15 protein-coding genes are annotated in these 14,095 nt (G+C 67.7%); 8 read left to right on the top strand and 7 right to left on the bottom strand.

Going from position 1 to position 14,095, the window contains the following annotated elements:
- Positions 1 to 7: 7 nt before the first annotated feature.
- The 4 genes from dapA to AC07X5_RS19955 all read right to left on the bottom strand — a co-directional run bounded on the left by dapA (position 8) and on the right by AC07X5_RS19955 (position 2,958).
- Positions 8 to 880 (bottom strand): 4-hydroxy-tetrahydrodipicolinate synthase, encoded by an 873-nt coding sequence (dapA, locus tag AC07X5_RS19970; RefSeq protein ID WP_494771539.1) that lies wholly within the window; start codon positions 878 to 880, stop codon positions 8 to 10.
- 255 nt (positions 881 to 1,135) lie between these two features.
- The gene (locus AC07X5_RS19965) at positions 1,136 to 1,477 is read right to left on the bottom strand and encodes a hypothetical protein (protein WP_494771538.1); all 342 of its coding nucleotides are present in this window, start codon (positions 1,475 to 1,477) and stop codon (positions 1,136 to 1,138) included.
- A 34-nt stretch (positions 1,478 to 1,511) separates the two neighbouring features.
- Positions 1,512 to 2,636 carry an acyltransferase family protein gene (locus AC07X5_RS19960; protein ID WP_494771537.1) on the bottom strand — a complete coding sequence of 375 codons (1,125 nt, stop codon included), beginning with the start codon at positions 2,634 to 2,636 and terminating at the stop codon, positions 1,512 to 1,514.
- Between the two features lie 67 nt (positions 2,637 to 2,703).
- A complete protein-coding gene (locus AC07X5_RS19955) occupies positions 2,704 to 2,958 on the bottom strand; it encodes a hypothetical protein (protein ID WP_409954460.1) in 255 nt (84 codons plus the stop codon).
- 57 nt (positions 2,959 to 3,015) lie between these two features.
- Here AC07X5_RS19955 and AC07X5_RS19950 point away from each other — a divergent pair, with 57 nt between their 5' ends.
- The 5 genes from AC07X5_RS19950 (at position 3,016) to AC07X5_RS19930 (ending at position 8,437) form a co-directional block, all read left to right on the top strand.
- The gene (locus tag AC07X5_RS19950; RefSeq protein ID WP_007849068.1) at positions 3,016 to 3,246 is read left to right on the top strand and encodes a hypothetical protein; all 231 of its coding nucleotides are present in this window, start codon (positions 3,016 to 3,018) and stop codon (positions 3,244 to 3,246) included.
- Positions 3,243 to 3,737, top strand: coding sequence for a molybdenum cofactor biosynthesis protein MoaE (locus tag AC07X5_RS19945; RefSeq protein WP_494771536.1), 495 nt, complete (start codon positions 3,243 to 3,245; stop codon positions 3,735 to 3,737). Before AC07X5_RS19950 ends, AC07X5_RS19945 begins: the two co-directional genes overlap by 4 nt.
- 143 nt (positions 3,738 to 3,880) lie before the next feature.
- Complete coding sequence (gene clpB / locus AC07X5_RS19940) at positions 3,881 to 6,490, top strand: ATP-dependent chaperone ClpB (RefSeq protein ID WP_494771535.1); 2,610 nt, start codon at positions 3,881 to 3,883, stop codon at positions 6,488 to 6,490.
- Between the two features lie 53 nt (positions 6,491 to 6,543).
- A complete protein-coding gene (locus AC07X5_RS19935; protein WP_494771534.1) occupies positions 6,544 to 6,885 on the top strand; it encodes a hypothetical protein in 342 nt (113 codons plus the stop codon).
- A 109-nt stretch (positions 6,886 to 6,994) separates the two neighbouring features.
- Positions 6,995 to 8,437: a coniferyl aldehyde dehydrogenase gene (locus AC07X5_RS19930; protein WP_409964215.1), complete on the top strand. Its 1,443-nt coding sequence runs from the start codon at positions 6,995 to 6,997 to the stop codon at positions 8,435 to 8,437.
- Here the strand turns inward: AC07X5_RS19930 and AC07X5_RS19925 are convergent.
- Both AC07X5_RS19925 and AC07X5_RS19920 read right to left on the bottom strand, forming a co-directional pair.
- Positions 8,406 to 10,250, bottom strand: a complete 1,845-nt coding sequence (locus AC07X5_RS19925; RefSeq protein WP_494771533.1) for an ATP-binding response regulator — start codon at positions 10,248 to 10,250, stop codon at positions 8,406 to 8,408. The two genes, AC07X5_RS19930 and AC07X5_RS19925, sit on opposite strands and share 32 nt — an antisense overlap.
- On the bottom strand, positions 10,237 to 10,872 hold the full coding sequence (locus AC07X5_RS19920; RefSeq protein WP_409964217.1) for a response regulator: 636 nt from the start codon (positions 10,870 to 10,872) through the stop codon (positions 10,237 to 10,239). Before AC07X5_RS19920 ends, AC07X5_RS19925 begins: the two co-directional genes overlap by 14 nt.
- A 186-nt stretch (positions 10,873 to 11,058) precedes the next feature.
- On the opposite strand from AC07X5_RS19920, the gene AC07X5_RS19915 reads away from it, so the two are divergent.
- From AC07X5_RS19915 to AC07X5_RS19905, 3 genes are all read left to right on the top strand, one after another.
- The gene (locus AC07X5_RS19915) at positions 11,059 to 11,613 is read left to right on the top strand and encodes a hypothetical protein (RefSeq protein ID WP_409964218.1); all 555 of its coding nucleotides are present in this window, start codon (positions 11,059 to 11,061) and stop codon (positions 11,611 to 11,613) included.
- 145 nt (positions 11,614 to 11,758) lie between these two features.
- Positions 11,759 to 12,283: a GNAT family N-acetyltransferase gene (locus AC07X5_RS19910; protein WP_409964219.1), complete on the top strand. Its 525-nt coding sequence runs from the start codon at positions 11,759 to 11,761 to the stop codon at positions 12,281 to 12,283.
- A 6-nt stretch (positions 12,284 to 12,289) separates the two neighbouring features.
- On the top strand, positions 12,290 to 13,441 hold the full coding sequence (locus AC07X5_RS19905; RefSeq protein ID WP_494771532.1) for a methyltransferase: 1,152 nt from the start codon (positions 12,290 to 12,292) through the stop codon (positions 13,439 to 13,441).
- 25 nt (positions 13,442 to 13,466) lie between these two features.
- Here AC07X5_RS19905 and AC07X5_RS19900 read toward each other — a convergent pair whose 3' ends face one another.
- Positions 13,467 to 14,033, bottom strand: coding sequence for a hypothetical protein (locus AC07X5_RS19900; protein WP_409964221.1), 567 nt, complete (start codon positions 14,031 to 14,033; stop codon positions 13,467 to 13,469).
- Positions 14,034 to 14,095: the final 62 nt, after the last annotated feature.

Genomic DNA, 14,095 nt, shown 5'->3' with positions numbered 1-14,095 from the left:
TCGCTGGTTACAGGGCCCGCAGGCGCTCTACCAGGGCCGGAGAGGCCACCATCATCGGCGCACGCAGCTCGTTGCGCACCTCGCCCGCGTGCGCGAGCATGGCCTTGAGCGGGGCGGGGTTGGGCTCGGCAAAGCAGGCTTCGATCCAGGGTTGCAGGGCCTGCCATGCGCGGCGGGCCCCGGGCAGGTCGCCCCCGCGCAGCAGGTCCATCAGTTCCACGAAGCGTGGCGTCTGCCACTGCGCGCTGGCGGAGATGGCGCCGGCACCGCCCAGTGCCAGCGTGTGGAAGATCTGCGCGTCTTCGCCGGTCAGTACCTGGAGGCGGCCGTCCGCGATCAGGGCCTGCGTCTTGGCGGTGCTGCCACCGCAGTCCTTGATGGCCTGGATGCGCGGGTGTGCCGCCAGCGCCAGCAGCGTCTCGGTGGTGAGCGTGGCGCCCGTGCGGTAGGGAATGTCGTAGAGGACCACGGGCACGGTGCTGGCGTCGGCGATGGCGCAAAACCAGTGCAGCAGGCCCTCCTGCGACGGGCGGATGTAGTGCGGCGCGGACACCAGCAGGCCCGCCAGCGGGTAGCGTGCCAGGGCCTGCACCTGGTCCAGCACCTGGCCCTGGTGGCAGCCCGAGACACCCATCACCACAGGGCTGTCACCGGCCGCCTCGAGCACGGTCTCCAGGACTTGCAGCTGCTCGGCCCTGTCCAGGGCCGCCGCTTCACCGGTGGAGCCGCAGGCGACGAAGCCCGCGACGCCCTGGCCGCGCAGCCGGACGGTCAGGGCGGTGAGGGCCGGGTGGTCCACCGCGCCGTCCTTGAACGGTGTGACCAGGGCGATCCAGAGCCCGCTGAAGAGGGGGCGGGTGGGGGTGGCATACGATGGCATGCGAAAACATCCTTTCAGGGTTCGACCAGGGGAAGAACCGCCGGGCTGCGCGCGCGGAATACCGGGAAAGAAAGGAAGGGGAGAGGGAAAAGGGAGCTGTCTTTCTGCCAGGGGTTCCGTCGCTCATCCGGACGGAACCACAGCTCCGGTCAGATGAGCTCTGGTTTTTTGGCTTTGGCCACGCGCTGCACAGCGACCGCCGATGCGGTGTTCTGGGTCAGGGTGCTGCGGGTGGCCATGGCGTGCAGTATAGCGTCAGCCGGCCAGCGGGGCGGGCTCGGCCGGGGGCAGCAGCTCGGGGCACTGCCAGACCAGCAGTTCGGCCAGGCGCGTCACGATCCAGGTCGCCTCGGGCACGGAGACGCCGGACTCGCCCGTGCACAGCCCGGCATGGATGCGCCGCAGGATCTCGGCCTCGGACGGGGCCTGCACGTGGTAGAGCGTCTGCGCATGCTCCACCAGGTGGCCGGCGAGGTCCTCGCACAGCTCGTAGCGCGTGCGCACCACGCTGGCGGGTTCGCGCAGGCGCTGGCGCGCGTCGCTGTACACGGCCATGAAGGACGGGGGAACGTGGATCTGGTTGTCGTCGTCGTGCATTGCAGGAAAAAGCGGGAGAGAAGGCGAGGCGAGGTCAGATCGCGGCGGCGGCAGTGCCGCTGCGCCGTGTGCTGCGAAAGCGCTTGCCATATTCGATCATGGGTTGCTCCACCACGTAGTAGAGCAGCGTGGCCAGCAGGAACGTGACGATGATCACGGTGAGGTGACCGGCTGCGCTCGACCAGTGGAGCTGGGTGTAGACCACCACCATGACCTTGGCGTGCACGAGGTAGAGCGAATACGAGATCTTGCCGATGTAGCGCGACAGCGTGTCCTGCAGCGGGGGGAGCCTGAGGAACAGGATGAATACGCAGGCCAGGCCCACGGCCGACAGGGGTTGCGGCGCAAGGTCCATAACGGCCTGCCATTTCGCCCACATCAGGAGGAGCACCAGTGCCACAGGCCACAGAACGCTGCTGGAAATGCGGCGCAGGACCGGCTCGTAGCGGTAGATCACCGTGCCCATCACGAAGAAGTACAGGTAGCTCACGATGCTGGAATTGATGAGCGCGTGCCGCAGCGCCGGAGTGAACTCGATGCCGGCCTGTTGGGCCTGACCCAGGTACAGGATGTCGAGCAAGCCGGTCTTGGCTGTATTGATCCAGGCGACGGACATCAGCGTGGACAGCACCAGCACACCCAGCCAGAAATGCCGCCAGCGCAGCCGGTGCGCCAGCAGGGCCAGCACCACCACGATCACGTACCAGAACAGTTCCACGGTGAGCGTCCAGCCCACGTGCACGCGATCAAAGAACAGGATGCTGCGCAGGGACAGCTGCTGCAGGTTCAGCAGGTTGAACAGGAAATGCGGGTAGTCGTTGGCTACGATTTGCCGGAACCCGGGAACCAGTGCCACCTCGAGCAGCAAAATGCCCACCAGGGTCACCCAGTACACCGGAAAGATGCGAAAGAAACGCGCCTTGGCATAGTCGCCCAGGCTGTTGCGCTCGGCGCTCTGGATGATGAGGTAGCCCGAGATCAGGAAGAACAACTGCACGCCGATGCCGCCGCCGTCCGGGCCGAACAGGGGCACCTGGATGCCCGAGTACACCGAGAAATGGTGCAGCGCCACCGAGAGGATGGCCATGGCGCGCAGGATGTCGATGTTGTTGTCGTGCTCGACCGAGTGCAGGCGCTGCGTGATGTCTGAAAGTTTCATGGGGAGGGTTGTCGGTTGCCCGCAGGCGGCTACCGGGCCGCGTGCAGCTTCCGTTGTAGGGTTCGGTTCAGTCGGGCGTGAACAGGCGCTCGAACTTCGCCCGGTCGGCATCCAGCTCGAAGGTCACCACCTGGCCCATCTTCATGTCCGACAGGCGGCAGGCGGCAAACAGCGTGGTCCTGCCAGCCAGGTCCATGCTGTCCAGGTCGACCAGGGCATAGGGGTGGGGAATGAACACCTCGTGCGCGAAGATGTCCTTGCTGCGGTTGCGCGGCGACGGGTAGAGCTTGTATTTTTCGGTGGTGATGGTTTGTGTGGCCATGGGCGAAGGGGGTACAGTGCTGCCGGATGCTAAACGACGTTCAGAAAAAACAATTCCATGGCAAAACCCAAGAGTGAATGGCCCACGAAGGTACTGGCGTTGATCCAATCAGGCAACCACCCTGCTGCCATAGCGCAGGTCAAAGTGGCCCCGACGGTGACCGACGTCACGCGTTTGCAGGCCCTGGTGGCCAAGCTGCCGCGCACCCCTGCACTGGTGCAACTGGAGAAAGTGCTGGAGGAAGAGCGCGCCCTGCTGGCCGCCCCCCGCCTGCACCGCTCGCCATGACTTTGCCCGGGGCGCGCAGCAGCATCTCCATCCAGACGGCGGACTTCGACCTGTCGGCCGAGGTCGCCGCGCTGCGCCGCGGCGACCGCCGCGTGGGCGCGGTGTGCGCCTTCGTGGGCACGGTGCGCGACCGCAACGACGGCGACGACGTCGCCTCCCTGGAGCTGGAGCACTACCCGGGCATGACCGAGAAATCCATCGCTGCGATGGTCGATGCGGCCTTCGAGCGCTTCGAGCTGTTTGGTGCGCGCGTGGTCCACCGTGTGGGGCTGCTCGCGCCGCTCGACCAGATCGTGCTGGTGGCGGTCACCAGCGCCCACCGGGGCCAGAGCTTCGAGGCCTGCGAGTTCCTGATGGATTACCTCAAGACCCAGGCGCCGTTCTGGAAGAAAGAGGTCACACCGGCGGGCGCGCGCTGGGTCGATGCGCGCGTGAGCGACGACGCTGCGCTGGCACGCTGGGGCATTGCAGCGGCCAATACGCCAATGTAAGCATTGGTAAATGGGCATGCCGGCTGCAAATGCGGGTCTGCGGGAGGGGGATGGCACTGGCTGCAGGCCTGGTTGCGCCCGGGATGCTTGAAATGCTTGCCGAAAGTCCCCATGTGTGACGCAATTCGGAAGGACATTCACCCATGCGTCTCGACAAATTCACCACCAAGTTCCAGGAAGCGCTGAGCGATGCCCAGACGCTGGCTCTGGGCAATGACAACGCCTACATCGAGCCCGTGCACATGCTCGTGGCCATGCTGCGCCAGGAAGATGGGCCGCGTGCGCTGCTGCAGCGCGCCGGTGTCAATGTGCAGGGCCTGCTGGCCGCCGCAGAGAGCGCCGTCAAGCGCCTGCCGGCCGTGCACGGCCAGGACCAGGTGCAGGGCGGGCCCGAGCTCGGCCGCGTGCTGCAGGCCACCGAGAAGGAAGCCATCAAGCGCGGCGACCAGTTCATCGCCAGCGAGCTGTTCCTGCTGGCCTTGATCGACAGCAAGGGCGAGGCCGCCACGATTGCCAAGGACAACGGCCTCACGCGCAAGAGCCTGGAGGCGGCCATCGAGGCCGTGCGCGGCGGCCAGAAGATGGACAGCCCCGAGGCCGAGGGCCAGCGCGGCGCCCTGGCCAAGTACTGCCTGGACCTGACCGAGCGCGCACGCATCGGCAAGCTCGACCCGGTGATCGGCCGCGACGACGAGATCCGCCGCGCCATCCAGGTGCTGCAGCGCCGCACCAAGAACAACCCCGTGCTCATCGGCGAGCCCGGCGTGGGCAAGACCGCCATCGTGGAAGGCCTGGCCCAGCGCATCGTGGCCGGCGAGGTGCCCGAATCGCTCAAGGGCAAGCGCGTGCTCAGCCTGGACATGGCGGCCCTGCTGGCCGGCGCCAAGTACCGCGGCGAGTTCGAGGAACGCCTGAAAGCCGTGCTCAACGAACTGGCCAAGGACGAGGGCCAGACCATCGTCTTCATCGACGAGCTGCACACCATGGTGGGCGCCGGCAAGGGCGAGGGCGCCATGGACGCGGGCAACATGCTCAAGCCGGCCCTGGCGCGCGGCGAGCTGCACTGCGTGGGTGCCACCACGCTGGACGAATACCGCAAGTACATCGAGAAGGACGCTGCGCTGGAGCGCCGCTTCCAGAAGATCCTCGTGGGCGAGCCCACGGTGGAGGCGACCATCGCCATCCTGCGCGGCCTGCAGGAAAAATACGAGGTGCACCACGGCGTGGACATCACCGACCCGGCCATCGTGGCTGCGGCCGAGCTCTCGCACCGCTACATCACCGACCGCTTCCTGCCCGACAAGGCGATCGACCTGATCGACGAGGCCGCCTCCAAGATCAAGATCGAGATGGACTCCAAGCCCGAGGTGATGGACAAGCTCGACCGCCGGCTGATCCAGCTGCAGATCGAGCGCGAGGCCGTGCGCCGCGAAAAGGACGAGTCCTCGGTCAAGCGCTTCGGCTTGATCGAGGAGGAGATCGTGCGCCTGCAAAAGGAGATCGCCGACTACGACGAGATCTGGCAGTCCGAGAAGGCCCAGGCCCAGGGCAGCGCGCATGTGCGCGAAGCCATCGACAAGCTCAAGTTCCAGATCGAGGAGTTCACCCGCAAGGGCGACTTCAACAAGGTGGCCGAGCTGCAGTACGGCAAGCTGCCCGAGCTCGAACGCCAGCTCAAGGAAGCCCAGGCCAAGGAAGCCGGCAAGGACGGCGTGGCCAGCGCGCCGCGCCTGTTGCGCACCCAGGTCGGCGCCGAGGAGATCGCCGAGGTGGTGAGCCGCGCCACAGGCATCCCCGTGGCCAAGATGATGCAGGGCGAGAAGGACAAGCTCCTGCAGATGGAGGCCAAACTGCATGAGCGCGTGGTGGGCCAGGAGGAGGCGATTGCGGCCGTGGCCAATGCCATCCGCCGTTCGCGTTCGGGCCTGTCGGACCCGAACCGCCCCACGGGCTCGTTCCTGTTCCTGGGCCCTACGGGCGTGGGCAAGACCGAGCTGTGCAAGGCGCTGGCGGGCTTTTTGTTCGACAGCGAGGACCACCTGATCCGCATCGACATGAGCGAGTTCATGGAAAAGCATTCCGTGGCCCGCCTGATCGGCGCGCCACCCGGCTATGTGGGCTACGAGGAGGGCGGCTACCTGACCGAGGCCGTGCGCCGCAAGCCCTACAGCGTGCTGCTGCTCGACGAGGTGGAGAAGGCCCACCCCGACGTGTTCAACGTGCTGCTGCAGGTGCTCGACGACGGCCGCCTGACCGATGGCCAGGGCCGCACCGTGGACTTCAAGAACACGGTGATCGTGATGACGAGCAATATCGGCTCGCACCTGATCCAGGCCATGGTGGGGCAGGACACGGACGACATCAAGGAAGCGGTCTGGGGGGAACTCAAGAGCCATTTCCGACCCGAATTCCTGAACCGCATCGACGAGACGGTGGTGTTCCATGCGCTGGACGCGAAGAACATCGAGGCGATCGCGCGCATCCAGCTGCAGTTGCTGGAGGCACGCCTGGCCAAGATGGACCTGCAGCTGCAGATATCGGGCCCGGCGCTCGAAGAGCTGGCCAAGGTGGGCTTCGACCCGGTGTTCGGTGCCCGTCCGCTCAAGAGGGCCATCCAGCAGCGGATAGAAAATCCGCTGTCCAAGCTGCTGCTGGAAGGCCGGTTTCCGCCCAAGAGCGTGATCCCGGTGACGGTGGATCCGGTGCTCGACCCCGGGGTCTTCCAGTTTGGCGGGGCGACCGAGCCCGCTTGAGCTGGGGAAAAAGGGCGGTCCATGGGGCCGCCCGTTGAAAGGAAAGGTGTCGTTTGAACGATCTTGTTTCGGGTTTGCTGCGCTTTCTGGTGCGTGCCCTTGTGCTGGCCATGGGGCTCGTGGTGTTCCTGAGCCTGCTGGCCGCAGCGCTGGTTCTGGGCCTGGTATGGGCCGCGCGCGCCACCTGGGCGCGGTTCACGGGCCGGCCCATGGCGCCCTGGGTGATGCGGGTCGACCCGCGCACCGGATTCAGCGCCGCCATGCGCTCCCGGGCCCAATGGGGGGCTGCGCGGCCGACCGAGGCTGCCGCCGAACCGGCAGCGCCATCGCGGCGCGGCGGGGTGTTGCCCGGGGCCGTGGAGGTGACCGACGTGGAGCCGCGCGAACTGCGTTGAGAAGGCCGGTCCGAGGCCCCGAAAGGGGCCGCCGGCAGCGCTCGGCATGCCCCTCTGGACGCGCTGGCATGGCCCGGTCGCAGGCGCAGGGGCCTCTATCATGCGTTCCATGACACCAGCCGACATCCACGCCCTCTTTGAAACCCAGCGGCAGGCCAGCCGCACACAGGTCGAGGTGCCTCTGCTTGTGCGCCGCGAACGCCTGCTGCGCCTGCGCAAGCTGCTCGACGAAAACGGCGCCGTGCTGGCGGCTGCGGTACAGGCCGATTTCGGCATGCGCTCGCCGCGGCTCACCGAGGTGGCGGATTTCTTCGTGCTGCGCTCGCTGCTGTCGCACACCCTCTCGCACCTGGCGCGCTGGATGAAGCCGCAGAAGGTGCGCACACCGATCTACCTTCAGCCTGCCTCCGCGCACATTCAGCGCCAGCCGCTCGGGGTGGTGGGGGTGATCGCTCCGTGGAACTACCCCATCCAACTGGCCCTGGCGCCGGCCATCACGGCACTGGCGGCGGGCAACCGCGTGATGCTCAAGCCCAGCGAGCTCACGCCCCACACCTCGGCCCAACTGGCGCTGCTGGTGGCCCAGTTCTTTGCGCCCGATGAATTCTGCGTGGTGCAGGGCGATGCCAACGTGGCGGCCCTGTTCGCCTCGCTCCCCTTCGACCACCTGGTGTTCACGGGTTCGACGCCGGTGGGGCGCAAGGTGGCGCTGGCCGCTGCGCAGAACCTCACGCCCACCACGCTGGAGCTGGGCGGCAAGTCGCCCTGCATCATTGACGGCGATTGCGACATGCAGGATGCCGCGCTCAAGATCGCGCATGGCAAGTTGCTCAATGCCGGCCAGACCTGCATTGCGCCCGACTACGTGCTGGTACCGCGCGGGCGCGAAACCGAGTTTGCCAACGCCTACCGGGCCGCCGTGGCGCGGCTGTTCCCGACCATCGAGGGCAACCCCGACTACGCCTCCATCATCACGCCGCGCCACCACGCGCGGCTGCGCACCATGCTGCAGCAGGCGCAGACGCAGGGGGCCGAGGTGCAGGCCATCGACCCCACGGCCGGCAAGCCGGTGGTGAACACGGTGGGCACGCTGGGCGATGGCGTGAGCCGTCAGATGGCGCCTACCCTGGTGTTCGGCGTCACGTCGGACATGCAGATCATGCAGGAGGAGATCTTCGGGCCCGTCTTGCCTGTGATCTCGTACGAGCGCCTGGACGATGCCGTGGCGCACATCAATGCCGGCCCGCGGCCGCTGGCGCTGTACTGGTTCGGCCAGAGCGAGGCCGTGCGCGACGACGTGCTGCGCCGCACCGTGAGCGGTGGCGTGACCGTCAACGACACCCTCATGCACATCACCCACGACAACCTGCCCTTTGGCGGCGTAGGTGACAGCGGCTGGGGGGCCTACCACGGGGAGCCGGGCTTTCTGCGCTTTTGCCACCAGAAGTCGGTGCTGGTGCAGTCGCGCTGGGCAATGGGATCGGTGTTCTACCCGCCCTACGGCGCGCGCTTCGACCAGGTCATGGGCTTTCTTCGCCGCTGGGTGCTGTAGCCGGTCGCGCAGGCCCTGGTATGGCCGGGGAGGCACCGCTGACCAGCTGCACGATGGCATCGCGCAGCTGTCCCGTGGACACGGGCTTGTGCAGCAGCAGGGCCGAGGTGGTCTGCGCGTCGCGCAGGCGCTGGGGTGAGGTGTCGCCGGTCATGATGATGGCCGGCACGGGCACGCCCAGATATGCGCGCAGCGCCTGCAGCACCTGCTTGCCGGTTTCTTCGTGGCGCAGGCGGAAGTCGGTGATGATCAGGTCGGGCGTGCTGTCCTCGATGTGTTCCAGCGCATCGGCGCTGGATTCGGCCGTGGTGCAGCGGCAGCCCCAGCTTTGCAGCAGGGCCTGCATGCCCAGGCGCACGGATTCGTCGTCGTCGATGGCCAGCACATGCAGGCCGGTGAGGTCGTAGTGGCTGAAGGAGGGCGGTGCTTCGTCCTCCAGGGCGCCCTGCCACAGGTCGAGCCAGAGCCTGAACACCGAACCCCGGCCCGGGTGGGAGTTGATTTCCACTGCGGTCCCCATTTCGCGCACCAGGCGCTTGACGATGGCCAGGCCCAGGCCCAGGCCCTTGCGTCGGTCGCGTTCGGGGTTGCCCAGCTGGTGGAATTCCTTGAACACGTTGTCCCACTGGCTTTGTGGAATGCCGGCGCCCGTGTCCCACACTTCCAGGGCGATGCGCCGGCCCCGGCGCCGGCAGGCGATGAGCACACCGCCGCGCGCGGTGTAGCGCAGTGCGTTGGAGATGAAGTTGTGCATGACCAGCATGACCAGCGAGCGGTCGGCATGGGCCGCGGCCGAGGTTTCGTGTGTGCGGTAGACCAGCCCGGCATTGTCGGCCTGCACGCCGAACTCCTGCTCCAGTGCGGTCAGCAGGGGCTGCACGGCGAAGGCGGTGGGCCGCACCTTGACCACGCCAGCCTCCAACCGGGAATAGTCGAGCAGGGTGGTGAGCATTTCCACGGCTGCGCTGGAGGCGGCGTGGGCATGGCCCAGCACGGTGAGCTGGTGCGGGCTCATGGGGCTGCGCTGCAGGGTTTCCAGGAACAGGCCCATGGCGTGCAGCGGCTGGCGCAGGTCGTGGCTGGCGGCGGCCAGAAAGCGCGATTTGTCCCGGTCGGCGCGCTCGGCCTCCTCCTGCGCGGCCAGGGCGCGTTGCGATTCGGCGCGCAGCTCGGCCACCAGGCGCTCGTTCTCGAGCTTGAGGGCGATGCTGCGGCGCGTGGCCGTATCGCCCGTGCTGGCCTGCAGGCCGGTGAGCGCGTAGTACACCAGCACCAGGAACAGCGCCGGCCACATGGCCGGGCCGCCGCTCATGGCCACGGCCACGAAGATGCCCCCCACGGCGCAGGTGAGGTAGGTGATATAGGCGCGGTACAGCGGCGCGCCCAGGCCCAGCGCGCCTGAGGACACGGTGCTGACGATGCCGATGGCGTAGATCACGCTCTCGGGTGTGCCCCAGTACAGCACCACGTAGCCCAGGCTGCCCCAGCTCAGGCCCATGGCGGCCATGCAGGCCATGAGCTTGCGCGCCGAGTGCAGTACCGGGTCGCGCTGCGGCGCCATGCCGCGCAGTGTGGCGTACACCCCGACGACCACCAGCGCATGCGAGACCAGCCAGATACTGACCACCTGGGTGTCCGCCACGCGTGCCATCACCCACAGGGTGCCCAGGGCCGTGGCCAGCGACGCCAGCAGGGTCATGGGAAAGTTCTGTCGCAGCAGCGTGACCTGCTCGCGCAGGACCTCTTCGCGCTCCCAGCGCCGGCGCGACCAGGGCCAGCGCGGGATCAGCGGCAGGGCTTCAGACAAGGTCATGGAGCGGCGGCGTGGACAGGCCCAGGCGCTGGGCCGCCAGCAGCGCGGCGCTGCGGCTGTTGACGCCCAGTTGCGCGAAGATGGCGGCCACGTGCACACGCACGGTGTTCTCGCTCAGGCCCAGGTGGCGCGCGATGACCTTGTTGGGCTTGCCGGTGCACAGCAGCGACAGCACTTCGAGCTGGCGCGCCGTGAGGGTGGGTGCGGCGGGCGCACGCACGGTGGCGGCGTTTCCGCTGTTCGGCGGGAAGCAGGGCTGGCCCGAGAGGGAGATGCTGATCGCCTCCAGGATGTCCTCGCCGCTGGCTGATTTGGGCAGAAAACCGTCGGCACCGCGCGAGCGGGCCTCGTACACGGCGTCGGGCGCAATGCTGGCCGAGACCAGGACGATGCGGGCGCTGGGATAGGACTGGCGCAGCAGGCGCAGGCCATCAAGGCCGCTCATGCCGGGCAGCTGGATATCCAGCAGCACCAGGTCCACAGCGGCCGGGGCCAGGGCGCAGGCGTCGGCAATGGAGCCGGCCTCGGCAATGGAACCCACGGCAGGGTGGTCTTGCACGATCAGGCGCAGCCCGGTGCGAAACAGGGTGTGGTCGTCAATGAGCAGCAGGCTGGCAGGCATGCCCTGAGTATTGCGCACAACACCGGGTGAGGGAACCGGGACCAACTAGTCCATTTGTGCGATGGACGCAAGGGCAGGTGGTTTCTAGACTTTACCCCATGGACTGAGCACACTACCGTATGTTGCCAGTGCACTGTGGCGGTTGGCAGGGACCAACCATCCATCCAACCACCAGGGGAATACAACATGACTGCCAGCGCTTTCCAGAATCCGACGCCTTCATCGCCCGAGCACAAGCCCTCCGCCGGCGTGGGCGTGGGCGGCAACTGCATCGCACAGATCGTGCACGACAACTGTCCCGATCTGCTGGCCTCGGCGGGTGTGATCATCGAGCACCTGGATGCGCAGGCGGGCAATTGGCAGTTTTCCACCGACAACGGCCTGACCTGGCGCAGCGCCCGCACCGACCTCATCAACCGCCCGGGCTGCATGGGCCTGGCACTGGACCGCGATGCACGCCTGCGCGTGCTGCCCTTCAGCGGCCACCGGGTCAGCGGGGTGCGCATCGTGTTCCATACCGTGCAACGCAGCCATGGCCAGGGCAGCGGCAGCTACCGCGCCTATGCCCCCGACGAGCGCGATGGCGGCTCGCGCACCGTGACGCTGGTCGTGGGCCTGAACGCAATCAACGGCATGCCGCCCGAGGTGAAGGTGCCACGCCCGCGCAACAAGCGCGCACTGGCCCAATCGGCCCGCGAGCGCGCCGAAAACGGGCTTGGCGGCTCGATGGCCCTGGCCTGACGAGGCGTTCGGAACCCGCCTTTCAGGGGCTGTCGGCGGGCAACCCGCAGGCCCGGGTACCCTACCGGCGAGGGGTGAAAAACCGTTTGCGGCGACAATGCCGGTCCTTTCGTTTTTTCACACCCTGTTTTCGTTCGGTTTTTTCATGTCCAGTATCCAGGTTCGTCCCGCTACGCTTCGCGATGCCAAAGCCATCGCCCAGATCCACACCGTCTCCGCCCAAGAGGCTTACAAGGGGCTGGTGCCAGACGAGCAATTGAAGTCCATGTCCTCCGTCGACAAGCGCCAGGCCTACTGGCGCGAAGCCATCGAGTATTGCGAACCCCAGGTGCAGGTGGCCATCGATGGCGAGAAGATTGTCGGCTTCGTCGGCTATGACCGCTCGCGCGATGAGAAGTCCCGCCCCACCACCGGCGAAATCTGGGCTATCTACGCGGCCCCCAGCCACTGGAACCAGGGCGTCGGCCTGGCCCTGTGGGATGCCGCCCGCGATGGCCTCCAGGAAGAAGGCTGCACCAATGTCACCGCCTGGGTGCCGCTGCGCAACGAGCGCGCCATCCGCTTCCACGAGCTGGCAGGCTTCAAGCAGGAGCTCTCCACCGCCAAGACCAATGTGATCGGCGGCGTCAAGATCGAAGAAGTGCGCCTGAAGCGCCCGATCACCAACTGAGCCCCCATGATCGCGTGGAACCACCTGGGCCAGGCCCACAGTGCCCGGTGGCGCTCTGAAAGCAGCGCGCCGGCCCCGCGCCGGGTGGTGACCGCCGACGACACCCTGTCTGCCGATACCGCCTACCGCCTCGCTTGCGAGGGGACAGGACTGCTCTGGCAGGGGGATTTCCAGAATGCGCGCATGCTGCTGCAGGCGCTGATGCGCCGGGTGGACCGCAAACCGCGCAAGGCGGCTGCCAAGGCCGCCGAGAAGGCGGCCACTGCCACCCCGGCCCAGGCGTTTCACCTGCACCGCCAGGCGCAGGCCCAGCGCGCGCGGGTTCTGTCATCGATCCTGATCCCCCTTTCGCCCGACTACGGCATCGACCTGCGCCGTGCGCCCGACTGGCGCCAGGCCTGTACCGAGGCCTGGGGCCCCGCCGACGGCGAAGCCTCGGTGGCCACGCTGCGTGAGCTGCTGGGCCTGGTGGGCGCCTTCGAATGGCGCAAGAAGGGCGTGGAAGTGCCCGCGCTGGGCGCAGGCCCGCACAACCGCATCCATCCGCACTACGGTGTGTTCTCTCCGGTGCGCGGCGAGTATGTGGACCTGGTGGCCCAGACCTCGCTGCCCTCCACCGCACTGGCGTTCGACATCGGCGTGGGCACCGGGGTGCTGTCGGCCGTGCTGGTGCGCCGCGGCGTGCAGCGCGTGGTGGCCACCGACCAGGATCCGCGCGCCATGGCCTGCGCGCGCGACAACCTCAAACGCCTGGGGGTGGCGGACCGGGTGGAGTTGCTGCAGGAGGACTTGTTTCCGCCGGGCCGGGCGCCCTTGGTGGTGTGCAACCCGCCCTGGGTGCCGGCACGCCCGAGTTCACCCATCGAGCATGCCGTGTACGACGAGGGCAGCCGCATGCTGCGCGGCTTTCTGGCGGGCCTGGCGGCCCATCTGGAGCCGGGCGGCGAAGGCTGGCTGATCCTGTCGGACCTGGCCGAGCACCTGGAACTGCGCCCGCGCGAGCAACTGCTGGGCTGGATCGCCGAGGGCGGCTTGCGCATCCTCGGCCGCCACGATGTGCAACCCCGGCATGCCAAGGCCGCGGATGCCGCAGATGCTTTGCACGCCGCCCGTTCCGCCGAAGTGACTTCCCTCTGGCGGTTGGCAGCCATCGGCTGAACCTGCGGACCCGCAAGAGCCCGGCTCAGGCCTCTGAGGTGGTGCTTTCGGGTTCCCGGGGCAGCAACTGGTCCATGCGGTCGCGGATGGTCTGCGCGCGTTCGGCCCCAGCCATCTGTGCCACTTCCTCCAGCAGGGCTTCGCCCACGTCGAGCATGCTGGCACGGTCGCGCGCACCACGCAGGGCCTCGTGGAATTGCCTGGCCAGGGCCGGGTCCCGGCGTGCGAACATGCGCTCGCAGATGTCGAACAGGTACATGCGCGTGCCGGCGAGCGAACGCAGGGCATCGCTGGGGTCCTGGGGCTTGTGGGCTGCGGCCACGGGTTCCTGGGGCACTGCCTTGGGAGCCTCGGCGATGTCGGCCGGCGCCACGGCGGCGCTGGGCGCATCCGGCAGCGTGGCCGGTCCGGCCAGGTAGCCCTGGCGCATGAGGTTGTCCACGATCTGCGCGCCGATGCCGTTGTACATGGCCTGCAGGTCCGACAGCGATTTGCCGTCGGCCAGCAGCAGCAGGGACCGTTCGCGCAGGCTCAGGGTGCGGACCCCGGGCGAGAGTTCCAGGCGGGCTTTGTCGGTTTTTTGGAGCAGCATGATGGAGGCGCGGGCGGGTACGGGACGGTGTACCTGCCATTGCAGCATCCCGGCATGACGCT

The sequence above is a fragment of the Acidovorax sp. GW458-11-26-14-TSB4 genome (assembly GCF_059423865.1).
The sequence above is the reverse complement of the archived record's forward strand: the minus strand, read 5'-3'. Positions and strand labels throughout refer to the sequence as shown.